Annotated in this window: 25 protein-coding genes; 17 read left to right on the forward strand and 8 right to left on the reverse strand. The window is 40.4% G+C overall.

What is annotated here, in order from left to right; genetic code table 11:
• Position 1: 1 nt before the first annotated feature.
• The 3 genes from ATY38_RS12020 to ATY38_RS16110 all read right to left on the reverse strand — a co-directional run bounded on the left by ATY38_RS12020 (position 2) and on the right by ATY38_RS16110 (position 891).
• The gene (locus ATY38_RS12020; protein WP_062559508.1) at positions 2-340 is read right to left on the reverse strand and encodes a hypothetical protein; all 339 of its coding nucleotides are present in this window, start codon (positions 338-340) and stop codon (positions 2-4) included.
• Between the two features lie 108 nt (positions 341-448).
• The gene (locus ATY38_RS12025) at positions 449-715 is read right to left on the reverse strand and encodes a hypothetical protein (protein WP_062559509.1); all 267 of its coding nucleotides are present in this window, start codon (positions 713-715) and stop codon (positions 449-451) included.
• Positions 715-891, reverse strand: coding sequence for a hypothetical protein (locus ATY38_RS16110; protein ID WP_158441778.1), 177 nt, complete (start codon positions 889-891; stop codon positions 715-717). The genes ATY38_RS12025 and ATY38_RS16110 overlap by 1 nt, the downstream gene beginning before the upstream one ends.
• A 447-nt stretch (positions 892-1,338) precedes the next feature.
• Here ATY38_RS16110 and ATY38_RS12030 point away from each other — a divergent pair, with 447 nt between their 5' ends.
• Both ATY38_RS12030 and ATY38_RS12035 read left to right on the forward strand, forming a co-directional pair.
• Positions 1,339-2,196 carry a hypothetical protein gene (locus tag ATY38_RS12030; RefSeq protein WP_062559510.1) on the forward strand — a complete coding sequence of 286 codons (858 nt, stop codon included), beginning with the start codon at positions 1,339-1,341 and terminating at the stop codon, positions 2,194-2,196.
• Positions 2,184-2,477, forward strand: a complete 294-nt coding sequence (locus ATY38_RS12035) for an STAS-like domain-containing protein (protein WP_062559511.1) — start codon at positions 2,184-2,186, stop codon at positions 2,475-2,477. The genes ATY38_RS12030 and ATY38_RS12035 overlap by 13 nt, the downstream gene beginning before the upstream one ends.
• Before the next feature lie 84 nt (positions 2,478-2,561).
• On the opposite strand, the gene ATY38_RS12040 is transcribed toward ATY38_RS12035, so the two are convergent.
• The 3 genes from ATY38_RS12040 to ATY38_RS12050 all read right to left on the reverse strand — a co-directional run bounded on the left by ATY38_RS12040 (position 2,562) and on the right by ATY38_RS12050 (position 4,878).
• Positions 2,562-3,836, reverse strand: coding sequence for a Y-family DNA polymerase (locus ATY38_RS12040; protein WP_062559512.1), 1,275 nt, complete (start codon positions 3,834-3,836; stop codon positions 2,562-2,564).
• Positions 3,837-3,977: 141 nt separating this feature from the next.
• Positions 3,978-4,625, reverse strand: a complete 648-nt coding sequence (locus ATY38_RS16645) for a PEP-CTERM sorting domain-containing protein (RefSeq protein ID WP_235590294.1) — start codon at positions 4,623-4,625, stop codon at positions 3,978-3,980.
• 22 nt (positions 4,626-4,647) lie between these two features.
• Positions 4,648-4,878: a hypothetical protein gene (locus ATY38_RS12050; RefSeq protein WP_062559514.1), complete on the reverse strand. Its 231-nt coding sequence runs from the start codon at positions 4,876-4,878 to the stop codon at positions 4,648-4,650.
• 21 nt (positions 4,879-4,899) lie between these two features.
• Here ATY38_RS12050 and ATY38_RS12055 point away from each other — a divergent pair, with 21 nt between their 5' ends.
• Positions 4,900-5,175 (forward strand): hypothetical protein, encoded by a 276-nt coding sequence (locus ATY38_RS12055; RefSeq protein ID WP_062559515.1) that lies wholly within the window; start codon positions 4,900-4,902, stop codon positions 5,173-5,175.
• Between the two features lie 88 nt (positions 5,176-5,263).
• Here the strand turns inward: ATY38_RS12055 and ATY38_RS12060 are convergent, their stop codons facing one another.
• Entirely contained in the window at positions 5,264-5,659 is a 396-nt protein-coding gene (locus ATY38_RS12060; RefSeq protein WP_143023466.1) for a helix-turn-helix domain-containing protein, read from the reverse strand.
• Between the two features lie 84 nt (positions 5,660-5,743).
• On the opposite strand from ATY38_RS12060, the gene ATY38_RS12065 reads away from it, so the two are divergent.
• From ATY38_RS12065 to ATY38_RS12115, 12 genes are all read left to right on the forward strand, one after another.
• Positions 5,744-5,992, forward strand: a complete 249-nt coding sequence (locus ATY38_RS12065) for a transcriptional regulator (protein WP_062559517.1) — start codon at positions 5,744-5,746, stop codon at positions 5,990-5,992.
• A 70-nt stretch (positions 5,993-6,062) separates the two neighbouring features.
• Positions 6,063-6,533 carry a phage regulatory CII family protein gene (locus ATY38_RS12070; protein WP_074701706.1) on the forward strand — a complete coding sequence of 157 codons (471 nt, stop codon included), beginning with the start codon at positions 6,063-6,065 and terminating at the stop codon, positions 6,531-6,533.
• Between the two features lie 180 nt (positions 6,534-6,713).
• Entirely contained in the window at positions 6,714-7,676 is a 963-nt protein-coding gene (locus tag ATY38_RS12075; RefSeq protein WP_143023465.1) for a hypothetical protein, read from the forward strand.
• The gene (locus tag ATY38_RS12080; protein WP_062559520.1) at positions 7,663-8,283 is read left to right on the forward strand and encodes a hypothetical protein; all 621 of its coding nucleotides are present in this window, start codon (positions 7,663-7,665) and stop codon (positions 8,281-8,283) included. Before ATY38_RS12075 ends, ATY38_RS12080 begins: the two co-directional genes overlap by 14 nt.
• A 53-nt stretch (positions 8,284-8,336) precedes the next feature.
• Positions 8,337-8,537: a hypothetical protein gene (locus ATY38_RS12085; protein ID WP_062559521.1), complete on the forward strand. Its 201-nt coding sequence runs from the start codon at positions 8,337-8,339 to the stop codon at positions 8,535-8,537.
• 48 nt (positions 8,538-8,585) lie between these two features.
• Entirely contained in the window at positions 8,586-9,146 is a 561-nt protein-coding gene (locus ATY38_RS12090) for a DUF4114 domain-containing protein (RefSeq protein WP_062559522.1), read from the forward strand.
• A 63-nt stretch (positions 9,147-9,209) separates the two neighbouring features.
• On the forward strand, positions 9,210-9,905 hold the full coding sequence (locus ATY38_RS12095) for a DNA methyltransferase (RefSeq protein WP_062559523.1): 696 nt from the start codon (positions 9,210-9,212) through the stop codon (positions 9,903-9,905).
• Positions 9,877-10,074 carry a hypothetical protein gene (locus tag ATY38_RS15895; protein ID WP_143023464.1) on the forward strand — a complete coding sequence of 66 codons (198 nt, stop codon included), beginning with the start codon at positions 9,877-9,879 and terminating at the stop codon, positions 10,072-10,074. Before ATY38_RS12095 ends, ATY38_RS15895 begins: the two co-directional genes overlap by 29 nt.
• Before the next feature lie 504 nt (positions 10,075-10,578).
• Positions 10,579-11,091, forward strand: coding sequence for a DUF1643 domain-containing protein (locus tag ATY38_RS12100; protein WP_062559524.1), 513 nt, complete (start codon positions 10,579-10,581; stop codon positions 11,089-11,091).
• A gap of 126 nt (positions 11,092-11,217) precedes the next feature.
• Positions 11,218-11,475, forward strand: a complete 258-nt coding sequence (locus ATY38_RS12105; RefSeq protein ID WP_062559525.1) for a DUF7352 domain-containing protein — start codon at positions 11,218-11,220, stop codon at positions 11,473-11,475.
• 125 nt (positions 11,476-11,600) lie between these two features.
• Positions 11,601-11,888: a hypothetical protein gene (locus ATY38_RS12110; protein ID WP_062559526.1), complete on the forward strand. Its 288-nt coding sequence runs from the start codon at positions 11,601-11,603 to the stop codon at positions 11,886-11,888.
• A complete protein-coding gene (locus ATY38_RS12115; RefSeq protein ID WP_201011898.1) occupies positions 11,878-12,321 on the forward strand; it encodes a RusA family crossover junction endodeoxyribonuclease in 444 nt (147 codons plus the stop codon). The genes ATY38_RS12110 and ATY38_RS12115 overlap by 11 nt, the downstream gene beginning before the upstream one ends.
• Positions 12,322-12,515: 194 nt before the next feature.
• Here ATY38_RS12115 and ATY38_RS12120 read toward each other — a convergent pair whose 3' ends face one another.
• Positions 12,516-12,860, reverse strand: a complete 345-nt coding sequence (locus tag ATY38_RS12120; RefSeq protein ID WP_062559528.1) for a DUF488 family protein — start codon at positions 12,858-12,860, stop codon at positions 12,516-12,518.
• A gap of 77 nt (positions 12,861-12,937) precedes the next feature.
• Between ATY38_RS12120 and ATY38_RS12125 the strand changes: the two genes are divergently transcribed.
• Complete coding sequence (locus tag ATY38_RS12125) at positions 12,938-14,239, forward strand: putative antirestriction adenine methyltransferase (RefSeq protein ID WP_062559529.1); 1,302 nt, start codon at positions 12,938-12,940, stop codon at positions 14,237-14,239.
• Complete coding sequence (locus ATY38_RS12130; RefSeq protein WP_062559530.1) at positions 14,215-14,928, forward strand: ParB N-terminal domain-containing protein; 714 nt, start codon at positions 14,215-14,217, stop codon at positions 14,926-14,928. The genes ATY38_RS12125 and ATY38_RS12130 overlap by 25 nt, the downstream gene beginning before the upstream one ends.

The following is a 14,928-nucleotide window of genomic DNA, read 5'->3' on the forward strand; positions in this document are numbered from 1 at the left end:
CTTACGAATAAAGTTCATCACGAAGTATCCGCTTGATTTTTGGCGGCGTGTACAGAAGCTCGGAAAATGTCACCGCGTTTTCTTCATCTCGTTTGAATGTGCAGTGAAGGGTTATAAGAGCGCGATCGACCAGAAGCATGGTTCGGATGTTTTTATTCAGTTTTCCTGCAAATTCCGGAGCATTGAAAAGATCATTCATGCAGAATGGTTCACCGTCTCGATTAAACACCCATTCCCGGATGAGATTGATTACTTCTTGTTGAATGTTGTTAACAGTCACAATCTTTAATCCACACTCTTTTGTGTACTGAACAGTAGGTTTCCTCTTGGCGCTGATCATTTGAAAACCTCATGCGACGATATCCACCGTAATTTCCATGCTCTTTTTACAGAGTGACCACGCACTAATCTGCGAAAGAAATTCAATAAATTTATCAATCTCATCTATTCATTCCTCCCAATTTATCTTCTTGTTATCAACTGCAGAAGCCAAAGTCCCAGGCATTTGATGAGTCGTTACGCCACCATCGAATTCGTCCGACAAACCAATTTCTCTTATTTGAACGAGAGCTGGTTTGCCTAAAAGATCTTTTCTGTAAATAAAAATAAAATTACTTAATGAAGAAAAAGTCCAGAACAGCCCGCTTTTTCCTAAGAAAAAAGGGCATCTTGGCTTGGTTTTCTTGGCATAAATTTTGCTATTAATTATTTTCATTATCTATTTACTCCTCCGCCACACAGATAAATGCTTCTAACCTCAGCCATGCATGCGCTGTAATCCGAATTGCTTGCCCAAGCCAAAGCTGCCAAAAATCCGAAGAAGAAAAGCCATACTAGAATTCTCATCAGATTTGCCGCTTCCGGTGCCTCGTAACTTTTGAAGTCTCTCATCTCAAACCCTCCTTAATTTATCCAACCGACCTACGCTTACGATTTATGGTGGTTGATGTAAGAATATTAGCACCGTGCTTACGTATAGTCAATAGCACGGTGCTAATAAATATGGGTATAGTAATTACCTAGGACAAATTCAGTACGAACCGACTACGAAATAGGTATAAAGATTAACTCCGTCGAATTCGACGGAATTAGGGTGCAGTGTGTAGTTGATGTGATAAGCTGGAATTGCTATGAGAAAGTAGAAAAATTAGAAAAGTTTAAATAGGGATGGATATATTCTCGTTTTCTATTTAAGAAAAAAAGCATTTTTAGTTTAAAATTGAGTGTGCGATCGTACTGAATAAAAATCTGAATAAAATTAAAATTTAATTGTTACCACATACATATTTTTGGAAAGATGTAAGAATAAAATTGCCCGTACGTTTTAATCGGGTGAGTATGTATCCATTAATAGAAGATGCAATAAGAATTCAAAAAAAAGAAAAGGCAGCAAAGATAATTTTTGATTTTCGAGAAATAAAAGAAATTTTTCCAGTAGAAGTAGTAGTTTTAAGTAATTTGATTGAATATTTCAAAAAAATTAAAGTAAAAGTCGAATTAGAGAATTATGAAACTGGATATGAATCAATTAGGTTTTTAGATGAAGTAGGTTTTTTTAAACTTTATTTAGGTGGACAGGTTTTAACAAAGCATGAAACTAAGTATTGCAATATGCCATTGCAACTAGTTACTACCGAACAAAATATTGGATATTTGTATTTCGAGTTAATACCTTGGATTGCAACCCAATCAGGGTTAAGTAATGAAGAGACTCTAGCTCCTCTTAGGAGCTGTATTGAAGAGGTGTTACATAATATTGAATATCATTCAGGCGTCGGTAAAGGATGTACATTTACACATTACGATCCTGGAAAATCTGAAATAAGAATTGCAATCTCAGATTTTGGAAGAACAATACCTGCTTCAGTTAGAGCTGTAAGGCAAGGGCTATTGGATCACGAAGCAATTAAAGTGGCTTGCGAAGAAGGATTTACTACAAAATCCAATGTAAGGAATCGTGGTGCAGGTCTTCCTAACTTAATCCAATATGTTACTCAAAGAAACAATGGAACAATATTGATTGCTTCGGGAACTGGTGAAATTTCTGCTGTAAAAGATTTTGAAACAAGTAAAATTATACCAAGACCTTCACCGGGATTTTATCCTGGTACATTAGTGCGTATAATTTTGAAAACAAAGAATTTTGACAAAATTGTGGAGGATATTAAACAGGAGCCATTCCAATGGAAATTGTGATTAAAAAATACGTTGAGAGGCCATCTACCTATGAGGATGGAGAAAAAATATTTAATTTAATTTACCCAGAAATAGCAAATAACGAGAGAGTGGAAGTTTCTTTCGCTGGGATAGAATCTGTCCCATCTGCGTTTATAAATGCTGCATTTATACGATTATTAGAAAAAGTTACTTTTGAAGATATAAAAAAATATCTGCAAATAGTTAATTCTACTCATCATATAAATACATTAATACAAAACAGATTCGCTTTTGCTGTAAAAAAATCTGAATTAGCGTAAGAGTTTTAGATAAATTTAGCTACATTTAGCTTAGGATCTAACCGATGGAAATTAACTTAATCTATTATTAGACAGAATCAAAATCTAGTCTTTAATCTGTACCAATTCATCCCACTGAGTCGTATACCCCGGACTCCTGCTACCTTGCTTCATCTTCCAATGCTGATCAGTGCCTTCGGAAGCTAACTTAATAGTCCCTTTGCCCATTCTAGCGTTAATTTGATCCATTACTTTCATTAACCGCTTTGACTTGTTATCTTCCAATCGGAGACCGAACATATCGTTCTGGCGATTCTCATTAGTTACAAAATCCGAGAGCATTACTCCGGCTTTGTTGTATTTGTATCCGCTTCGATAGATCTTGTGCAACCCCCACAACGCCGCTTTGGTGAGTAAAATAGTATCGGCCGATTGCGTCGGAAGCTTGATCTTATAGGTGTTGTGATAGTTCTCTTCTGGCTTATTGAACCGGCTGGTGGTGATGAATACATGCACGGCCCCGGCATAAGATTGTTGCCGGCGTAATTTTTCTGCAGCTTTGGCAATGTGAGAGGATACTGATTCTTCCAAGCTCTTGAGATCTTTTACCGTTATACCAAACGATCTTGAGCTGATGATCTGCTTCTTGGGTGGCGAGATTTCTTCCAGTTCGATGCAGGGCACACCATTCAATTCACGGATAGTTTTTTCCATAACCACGCTGAATTCCTCCCTGAGACGTTTTGAATTGGAATTTTTCAAATCCAGGGCAGTTTTAATTCCGTGTTTATTCAGTTTGGGTGCAAGCTTTCTGCCGATACCCCAGACTTCACCAACTTCAATACGGCTCAACCATTCATCATGCAGGGTAGGGGAAAAAGCATTCAGATCGCAGACACCGTTAAAGTTAGCATTTTTCTTTGCAACATGATTGGCCAGTTTAGAAAGTGTCTTGGTACCACCAATTCCGACGCAAACCGGCAATCCAGTCCATTGTTTGATTCTCTGCCTGATGCTTTGCCCATAATTGGTATGCTCCCGGAATCCAGTAATATCCAAGAAGCATTCATCGATCGAATAGATTTCTTGGTTTGGGCTATATTCCGATAGTATGCTCATTACCCGGTCGCTCATATCGGCGTATAGCGTGTAATTGGATGAGTAGGCTATGATTCCATGTTTTTTGGCAAGATCTTTCAGCTGAAACCACGGTTGGCCCATTTTTACACCAAGTGCCTTTACTTCATTGCTTCTGGCGACGGCGCAGCCATCGTTATTGGATAACACCACAACCGGCACATCTTCGAGCTTTGGATTAAAAACCCTCTCGCAACTTACATAGAAGTTATTTACATCGATGAGCGCTATGGATCTATCCATGGTATTAATTTTTCACAACCCTAACTATCACAAAATATTCACAATCGAGCGAGTATATTGTGATTGGCACTTCAATCTACCTCAAGAGGTTGTCATTTAGCGCGTTTCTTGATCCCCATTTTAAGAAACGCGCTTCCTTTATCATGCTGCGTTTCTTCTTACCACAAATCCCAATAAACCAAGCCCGGCCAACAACATCAAATAAGTTGATGGTTCCGGGATCTGGGAGGGGGATTCGTAATTTAGTGATGCATTAAAGTGAAAGTCTGGTTGGAAGCTTGATATTGTCCAAACACCTGGATTCTTTGAGTATCCGCTTTCTGTTGGAGAGGGCGTAAAGTTATATAAACTAAAAACATCATTATCTCTATTGACTCCTGGCCTTGTTAAATCGCTGTATGAATGAAAATAAACAGCATGCGCATTGCTTGATGTATTTTCTTCCAACAATTTCAAAACTGATATGCTCCAGTCACTGACGTTTCCAGAGCTATCGGTATCGATTCTGATAAGCTGAGGATGATTTAAACCATTTGATTGTTGAAGATTCGCATCAGCTTGTGTAAGAGTACCTGTATCAGATTGGGATATAGACCAATTAATCAGAGTTGACCTATCGTCAGTAAATTCAAATATCATGCTGATAGGTGAGTAATTCGGTCCTGGATTTCCCAAAGCGTCTTTTGATAAAAGTTGATTGCTTTCGTATGTGAAAATAATATTCGCACTAGCCGTTCCAGTTACGAATGCTAGTGATGCAGCAACCAATAAATACTTTGATGATTTCATTATTTCCCCTTTTTGTTTGTTATTAAATCTTTTCACCATCCAATCTCACTGTAGCTTCAGAATGATCATTTGGAATAACTATTACCACTTCTTTTCCTGATGTAGTTATAATCCTTATAGTCAAGCTCCTGGCTGGCGGTCGTAGATCGTCACCTAAAATTCTTTCAACTAAATATTTACAGCTTTCACCATTTTCGTAATATGGAAAAACACTTCCATTAACTAACGGTGCATATATCTCAACATTCCCCATACCCAACTCCCGAGTGAAAAAATGCAAAAAAACGAACTTAACGAAGTTGAAATCGTGTTAGCTAAAATTCTTAATTATCAAAACGAACCCGAAGCATTCGATCATCCTGATGTTTATCCTGAATGGAGAGAACATAAATGGCTTCCTTACGATATCTATCAAAGGTTTGTTAAGAAAACCATCATCGACTACCTTGATTCAATAAATTCACCAGTTCACCAAGAACTAAGAGAGCGCATCAAGTTAAGATGGAAAGAAAATGATGAAGCTGATAAATTAAATCAGGAGGAGCCTTAATTATTAAGTTTTACCTCTAAAACTTTTCCTGCACCCGCAATCTTCCTTTGCACACCTTGTTCTTATAGAAACAACTTTCTTTCCCCAACTATTTATCCGTTCCTTTTCCAGCTCTAAGTGCATCATTTGCGCCATCAATAATTTTATCTGTCGCCTTTAATTCGGCGTCTCCCATTTTTTTTAGCCTTTCTCCAAATTTTGAGAGCAAAGCATATTGATCCATATTCAATTCTTCTTCCCATTGACTTTGAGTAACTGGTTGATCCATCCAGCCGCGAGGTTTATTGGTTTTTATTTCTATCTCTCTTGCTGACTCAGAGTTAATGGATCTAGGTTGACCATTTCTAGTTGAGACAGATCTGTTTATCCATTGAGATACTTGGGTATAACTTTTTTCTAGTTTTTTTGCTAAAGCAGCCACCGTTCCATACTCATCCCTGAGTATCAGAAGCCTTTCGTGCCTAGTTTCCTCAACAGTTTTCATAGGCAAATTAAACAACAAGAGCATAAAAAAAAATATTAGCACCGGAATTGACTTTACTATAAGCACGGTGCTAATATTCGCCGCATGAACCTAAATCAATATTTAAATGAAATTGAAAATTCCAACCGTTTTGCAAAACGTATTGGAGTTCCATTGCCTTCAGTAAGCCATTGGAGACATAACAAAAGACAAGTCCCGTTAGCTAAGGCATTACTTATTGAATCTGCTACCAATGGGTTAGTAACAAGAAAAGAGTTAAGGCCGGATGACTGGCAAACGTGGTGGCCGGAGCTTGCCAAGAAAGAACAAACTGATTCGGAAAAAGCGGCATGAGTATTCATTTTGCGCATTATCCATATGCTGAAAGTGGTGAGCTAGACGAAAGGTCAAGAGGTTTCGCTTTATGAGACAGTCATCGAGATTAACAAAGCAGATTTACAGATCATTGTTTCTGTCATTACAAGCTGATGCAAAGAAATTTCCTGGCGGAATTACCGCGTTGGCAGGTGTGCTGGGAATGAATCCAACAACACTTGCCAATCATTTGAATCCGGATCATGAAGCATTACCTCCTTCCTTTTCTGTCCTTTTAGAAATCATTATTCATTGCCAGGCCAAAGCCACTATTTTTTCACTGGCCTATTTAATCGGTCAGGCAACCATTGATGTTGATCTGTCGCTGGAACAAACCGAACCAAAATGTCAGGTAAAAACTTTCCTATCCTTGGTTGCCAGCACTTCCACGCTACTAAAAGAAGGCAGCGATGCCGCACAAGATTTTCATTTTGATGCAAGTGAGCGTCAAAAATTGAGACCGTTACTTTTGCACCTGATGCAAATAACAACTCAGCTTTACAACTCATTCAACGAATGAAATGAACAATATCCATAGGCCATCAGTTTCTTCTTTGGATATACCGCAGCGCGATGTGCGACCCGTATCGCATAGTCGGAATCGCGCAAAACTTCTGACAGGCGTTTTAATAATGTCCGCTTGTTTTATATCCGTGTGTTTGATCGCTCAAATGCACGGGTTTTTTATTGGTTAATTGATATGGCTCGCGCAAGGAATATAAAACCCTCATTTTTTACAAATGAGCAGCTTGCAGATAATGATCCTTTGGGAAGATTGCTATTCATCGGATTATGGACACTGGCTGATTACAACGGGAATTTAGAATGCAAACCAAGAACGATAAAAGTTCAGGTTTTGCCATGGGATGATTGCGATATCAAACAACTCATGATTAATCTCGATAAATCTGGATTAATACGGTTCTACTCTGACTCTGAAAAATTATTCATCAATATACCCAATTTCCTCAAACACCAGAGTCCGCACAAGAACGAAAGAGAAAAACCTAGCGAGATACCTGAATACAATACCGATCATCTTCAACTCATTGATTATTCGTCACTCACGATTAATCATGATTTAACTGGAGCGATACGGATCAACTCTACTAGTGATCGCGCTGATTCCCTCTTCCTGAATCCCCATTCATTGAATCCTGATTGCCTTAACCTGATTTCTGATTGCGGCACTTCGGATTCTATCGAATCCTCCGTACCTATTTTCCCGGAGGGGGTCGATAAAACCGACCCACCACCGATCGAAAAAACCAAAAAATCCGAAAAATCATCAACCCCGAATGCCGAGGCATGCCGGAAAACATGGGATCAATACGTCCTTGCTTACCACAATCGATATGGCACAGATCCGGTCAGGAATGCCACCGTTAATGCTCAGATTGTGCAATTTGTGAAGCGTATCGGAATTGATGAATCCCCGCATGTAGCAGCGTTCTTCGTGCATCACAACAATCAATTTTACATTCAGAAAATGCATACGGTCGGAACTCTGCTGGCAGATGCCGAGAAGCTGCGTACCGAATGGGCAACCAAGCGACAGGTTACGAACACCCAAGCGAGGCTAGCTGACAAGAAACAGGGTACTGCAAATGTTTTTAAAGAATTAATCGAAGAGCAAAGGACGGTTAAAAATGCCACAAATTAAAGAAAATTTACTAAAGGCAATCGCGGTTACTGCAGAGCTTACCGGTACGGAATTGTCGATCGATGCGGCCCGGATGATGGCTGAGGATTTATCCCAATACCCTGAAGAGTTGGTGTTTAAAGCATTAACCAAATGCCGGAGGGAACTGAAATCTCGAATGTCTTTGGCAGACGTGATTTCACGAATCGATGATGGAAGACCTGGACCCGAAGAAGCTTGGGCAATGATTCCCAAAAACGAATCTGGATCCGTGGTTTGGACTCAGGAAATGGCCGAGGCATACGGTGTTTGCTGCCAACTGATCAACGATGGTGACACGGTTCAAGCGCGGATGGCCTTCCTTGAAGCTTACCGCGATCGATGTGCAAAAGCTCGTGATCAAGGTGTGGCAGTTACGTGGATTCCTTCACTTGGACATGACCCGCATGGCAGAGAACAAGTTTTGGTCGAGGCTGTTGAGAAGGGAAGGTTAACCGCATCTCACGCCGAGAAGTTATTGCCATACCGCGATAACGGTGCCACGCAGTTATCAATTTCAAATAATTCACAGGGGTTAAATAAATTATCACTTTCCTTAACGCCTGGCAGAGAACTGAAAAAAGCTTAATCAAGCAACAAATTTTATCAACAGAAGTTTTGAATTTTTAAAGGAGCATGGAAATGAGTACATCAAACGGCGGAAGTATCGGGATTCTGGGGATTCTTGGAGTCGTCTTTGTGACACTGAAACTTACCGGACACATTGACTGGTCATGGTGGTACGTGACTATGCCTTTTTGGGGCGGATTCGTTCTTTGTATTTTTATTTTCTTTATTTTTGTCTGGATCGAAGCAAGAAAGAGATCAACGGATCCTTCATAGAAATTTCTCAACGTAAATATCTATAAACATTAAAAAAGGTAAATAAAAATGAAATTATATCTGTTGTCAATCGCATTGTTTTTCATAACATTCTCCGTTCAAGCCGTCAGTTTCACGGTTAAAAACGATGGTCCGGTCAATGCGTATTTTGCTGGTTCAAGTGCCGACTATGAGAGCAATTTCCTGGCATTCATAGGGAAGGGAGAACATTCACTTCCATTCAGTGTTTTCTCAAATCGGCAGGCATCTATGGGGGATTTTAAAAGCCTGGGTGAATTCCATGCCGGTGATTATTTCATTCCAGTCCTGCAAGTGATTACGACAGGCGACTTCTTTTGGTCGAATCCGGAGAGCAATTCGGATGGTTTGAATCATGTGTTCGCGTCATCATTTCAACTTCCAGATGGTACAAGCGCTGTGCTGATTGGATTTGAAGATATCCGGGGCGGCGGAGATTTGGACTTCAATGATCATATGGCGATTTTTACGAATATTGAAATTGCCCCGGTACCGGAGCCCGAAACTTACTTGATGCTGTTAATCGGATTGCTACTGGTGATTTATGTTGTCAGAAAGCGCGGCATTGGTGGGTCTGGTAGCGCGGTTTAGCCAAAATTGCATAAGAATCGGCGTTAATAAAGGTTAACGGATTAAAGTTAAATAACGAGGCAAATGGTGGAAAAAACAGTAATTAAAAACGCAACGCTTCTGAATATTGACTGCATGGAATTTATGCGGACGGTGCCGGATAAGTATTTTGATTTAGCGGTGTGCGATCCACCATATTTTGAGGGTCCAAACAGATCAGGTTATTACGGAAAAGGTTTTTCCAGCTTAGGCGTTCAAAGAGCAAAGTATTACCAAGAATGTAAAAGCTGGGCGGTACCAGATCGGGAATATTTCATTAACCTGAAACGAGTGAGCAAAAACCAAATTATTTGGGGTGCAAATCATTTTGCAGGATTATTTGATTCAAGTTCGGCAGGCTGGATTGTTTGGGATAAGGATAACGGCAAATCGAGCTTTGCAGATGCTGAGCTCGCTTATTCATCCTTTCATGGTGCTGTCCGGATATTTAAGTATATGTGGAATGGTATGCATCAAGGTTCATTTGGTGGCGATGTTCGTAAAAACGATAAACGGATTCATCCGACACAGAAACCGGTACCGCTTTATGAATGGTTGCTTACTAACTATGCCAAGCCAGGGCAAAAAATTCTCGACACTCACGGTGGCTCAATGTCATCCGTGATCGCAGCAAATAATATGGGATTTGGAATAACTTGCTGCGAGCTTGATCCGGATTACTTTAAAACGGCATGTGAAAGGGTATCGAAGTATGCGCAGCAAGAAAGATTGTTTGCGTGATGGCCTTGCGCCAACAGTGCAGCAAGGCGCTGACTTCATCGAAAGATGCGTCACTGATGAATATAAGCTTAAGTGTATTGAATCATGGCGTGAAAAGTTTGGCGATGGGTTGGCTGATGGGATTAACGCTGAACTTATGGCGCGGGAAAGCAAGAAGGTTAAGAAGTGAATTACGGTTTCCTGGTACCTAAAACCAGGGCCAAGAAGCATGAATATTTTAAGGATTTATCTATTAGATTAAATCACAAGCAACTTAGAGTATTCATGACTTGTTGGTGATGGTCTAGGTGTGACTGGGTCTGCGCAACACCAACATGACGCCTCGGAAAGACGAGGGCAAACAAGGAAAGGGGCGGTGAGCGATAGCTGACCAATACGGATCGACCTAACCAGTCGGCGGAAGAGACAAGGGCGAATGTGGTGTTCGCGTGTGCCGGTGCCGAGTCAGAAGGTGTCTAAATCCGGCTTGCTTAACACGGCCTCTTTCCTTGTTGGTGAATGCGCAGGCTGATGCGCAAGACCTTAAGCAGATAGTAGCCGGTCGCGACGGTAACTTGGGATCTGTTATGCCGGAAGATCAGTACCGGCCACCAACATCGAATTGAACTGACAAATATTACTTGTCAGTTGAGTTATTAAATAATTTTTAACAACTGAATTTGGATCTTAATTAATGACCACAGTTAAAACCGGCTGCATATTCTCACCATGTCGCACCTACCGATACACCTTATGGCGTAACTGGATAGGGGGTGCCGGGTATGCAATGTTTATCGGTTTGAATCCCTCAACGGCTGACGAATTGCAAGACGATCCAACGGTGAGACGGTGCATTAATTTCTCGAAGGAATGGGGTTTTTCTGCATTGTGCATGACCAATATTTTTGGGTACCGGGCAACTGATCCGCAAGTCATGAAAGCCGTCGATGATCCAGTAGGACCGGAGAACGATGAAATGCTCATCGATGTAGCCAAGAATGCCGGCGTGATTATAGCGGCATGGGGAACGCACGGCGTACATCATAGACGTGCGGAAAAAGTGAAGCTGATATTAGGTGATAAATTGATGTGCTTGAGATTGACAAAGGGAGGCCATCCGGCGCATCCGCTTTATTTGCCGAAGAATTTAAAGCCTATTTCATTCAACACCAAATTTATGGATGGTATGGAGGCTTTGGGTAAATGATGGGTGTGCATACAGCTTAGGGTTTTTGGGCTCCCTATGGTCAAGATCACCATATGCACATTAATTTGACGATTGATGTAGAGAGATTTCCAAAACTCTATTAATAACTTTGGATGATAAGAGCAGATGAAGAAAATATGGAAATATGAATTTACTCGCAACGAGTTGAACGAGATGATCCCTAGTGGTGCTGAGATTCTTGATGTGCAGATACAGGAAGGATTAATTTGCGCATGGTTTCTTGTTGATACATCAAACGATAAATACATGAGGAAATTACGTATTTATCTAACCGGTGAGGAATTGCCAATGTCCATAGGAAAGCATGTATCAACTTTGCAAGCGCATGGATTGGTTTATCACGTCTTTGATATGGGTGGGTAGATGATGGGAGTGTGCATACCGAAACTAGTAGGCATAAAAACTAGATGCATATTTCAGGTATGCACAATAAATATGACGAATAATGAAAAATATTTTTTAAATCATTTCATACAGGGAGTTTGAAATTGATAATCAACGGAACTGATTATGGACGCTTGTTGGAACTGGCGAGGATGAGGATTCGTGAGAGCATCGAAGAAATAAAAAGCAAGCGTGAAATGATTTGTCAGAAAGAAAATTTACTGATTGTTTCTGATGGTTATGCATGGAACACACAAGTTTATTGCAATGGTGAGAAATTAGAAAATGTGACGGCAGTCGAGATTCTCCCTCTATTACCAGGTGAGCCATTAAGGTCCAGGATTGAGGTATATGCTCCTTGTCTTCATTTGAGGGCTGAGTGTGAAAATTAAAACTGAACTGCAATTTGTCATTCCAGGACAACCAGTAGCCAAAGGTAGACCAAAAGCTGCGAAAAGAGGCGATCACATAACAATCTACACGCCAAAGAAAACGGTAAATTATGAGAGCTTAGTTGCCTATGCAGCAAGCATAGCAATGGCAGGAAAAAACTTGATGTTAAAGCCTATATATCTTGAATTAGATGTGAGGCTACCAATACCTGCCTCATGGTCTGCTACGAGAAAGAAAAAGGCCGTGGATGGTTTGATAGCGGCCACCAAGAAACCAGACTTGGACAACCTTGAAAAATCGGTTAAAGACGGGATGAACGGTGTGGTTTGGCATGATGATTCGTTAGTTGTGAAAGTATCGAAGTGCAAGCGTTATGCCGAAATACCTGGTGTTGTTGTGATCGTGCGGGAATTGGATTTGGAGGTAGCGTGATGGTTTGCGCTAAAAAAATTTGCCCAAATCAATTATTAGTATTCCTCATATATTATTGCATTTCTATAAATAATTCATATAATAATAAAAACGCGCGAGAAATGGCAGGCAAACAAGTACCCCTTGTTTCTGGATGGTTCAAATCCAATCCTCGCGCTCCAATATTTCCTCAATGGCTTGTTGTTATGATCGTTTCAAAGTTCGTCAACATTATGGCCAAGTTCTTTCTGAAACCAATCAGCAACCATCCGACGATGACACCAATTCTCTTCAGTAAATGGTGGAACTTCATAGCACAGCAATACCGGTTCAACGCCTCCAGCCAAGTCATGCAGTTTTTCCCATATTTCAACCGGATCAAGTGCATCCAACTGCGCGGTAAAAAGCTTTGTGTATTCCTCTTTGGTTGCTGTTCTGAAGTAATCGCCGGGTGCCAATGTTTTAAATACACGATATCCGGCTGGGGAAATGCCACGGGTAGATCTAGATATAACAATTCTTCCTGGTCCTTTATATGTTCTCAAGCTTGATGTTTTCATTACTTTCTCCTTTGTGGTTTAAATTAACTACGAAGGTTTATTATATTATATAACTCCTTGAATTAACACATATATTCATGTTTATTGGCTCCGTTCCGAAAGATGTTATGTTGCAGATGCACCATATAGTTGACTTTGAAAACTATAACAATGCCTGGGTGCTTTGCTCGGGTTCTTTCAGGGTGGATTCAAGCATTTCCAGCACCTATGAAAAGCTCAAGGTGCATTCCAATGACGTGAACATTCTTTCAGTATCTATAGGCCAGCTGGCAGTGAACGAGACAGTGAAATTCGAGTTTATTAACAAGCTTGCATTCGTTGAAGAGTATTTAACTAGCCGTAATGGGTGCGGGTTCATTGATCGTGTAGCATCAATCGCTGCATCAATGCAGATCGCCAAATTCTCATCCAAGAACGAATATAACCAGATCCATCAAAAGCACATTATTCAAAACTTTGGAATCTTCCATCAGAAGGCTAAGGAATCGATTCAAAGACTTCTCGATAAATTGCCCATAGCCAGTTTTACGCCTGGTGATTTTATAGAGCAGGCGAAAAAAGCGCGGCCCGAAACAGATATCGTCATTGCCTTTCCTCCAACCTATAAAGGCGGATACGAGCGAATATTTAAATTCGTGAGCGAGAATATTTCCTGGGTACCACCGGAGTACGCGATATTTGACCCCAAAACACTTGACCGATTTCTGCTCGAATTAATGGACAGGGACATAAGTTTCTGCGTTTATGGTGATCAGGAAATGGAAAACCTAAAATGCGGCGGAAAATTTCTCAGCAACACCAATAAACCAATATATCTTTACGTCAATAATATTGAGCGTTCATCATTCAGACGCAAATCTCAAACCAGCAGGCAATTCAAATATCAAGAGTTTGACCCTGCCACGGCCACGGCAAAAAGCATAGTAAATGTCACGCGAATGGACTCGGCGCAAATGACATTCTTGAAAAACGTATATCTTGCAAAACGAATATCTCATGTATCCGGAATGTTCAATTATTGCGTGTTTATCGATGGCAAGCTGGCCGGTGGAATAATCCTTTCATTATCAAAATACGGAGACATTGAAAGTCTGTATGTTCTTTCGGACTTTTCAGTATCGCGTAACAATCGCTTATCCAAACTCATAGCGATGATCGCCACATCAAAAGATATTGTTTCAGAGATAGAGCGTAGGACATTACTCAAGTTTAAACAGCTTTGCACTACGGTTTTCACTGAAAAACCAGTATCAATGAAATATCGCGGAATCTGGAATCTTTACTCGCGCAAAGAAGGTTTTCTTAATTATCACTCACCAGTAAGAAACCAATCCCCTCAACAGATTTACATCGAATGGTTCAACAAATACAACAAATGATCCAGACAAAAACATACAAAACCGATTTAACTAAACTGAAGCTCCTTGATGGCAATCCTCGCTATATGACGCCTGCGCAATTCAAGCGCCTGGTGAAAAATCTTGAGAATGATGGGGTGCTGACCAGTGCGCCCCTGATTTACCAAAATGAAGTTTTATCGGGGAATCATCGCGTACAGGCTGCTATTGCCGCCGGAATAATTGAGGCGGATGTAATCGAAATTATTAGCCTGCTGACTGAATCCGAGAAAAAAGCGATCGCACTGAGCCACAACGCCATTGCTGGTCAAGATAATCTTAGCTTGCTGCAGGAATATTACGACAGTCTGGATTCGTTTCTCAAAGAATATTCCGGACTAACAGATGACATTTTTAAAGTTGAAGAATTGGATATCAGCACACTCTCAGTGGGTGCACCAAAATATCAACAGTTGAACTTGCTCTTTCTGCCTGAAGAAATGGATGTGTTTATGGAACTGGTAAAAAACATCGGAAAAAAACAAGAATCTGTCAATTTGTGCGGAAAAATAGATGATTTTGATCAATTCTTTGAGGCTGTCACACAAACAAAAAAAGTAATGAATATTCACAATTCTGCGGTTGCACTTCGCACGATGGCGCAACTCACTATGGAAAGGTTAGAGGAAATCGAGAAAGAATCGGCTGCTGTTGAAACAAATGAACAATAG

It is taken from the genome of Nitrosomonas ureae (assembly GCF_001455205.1).
Lineage (GTDB): Bacteria > Pseudomonadota > Gammaproteobacteria > Burkholderiales > Nitrosomonadaceae > Nitrosomonas > Nitrosomonas ureae.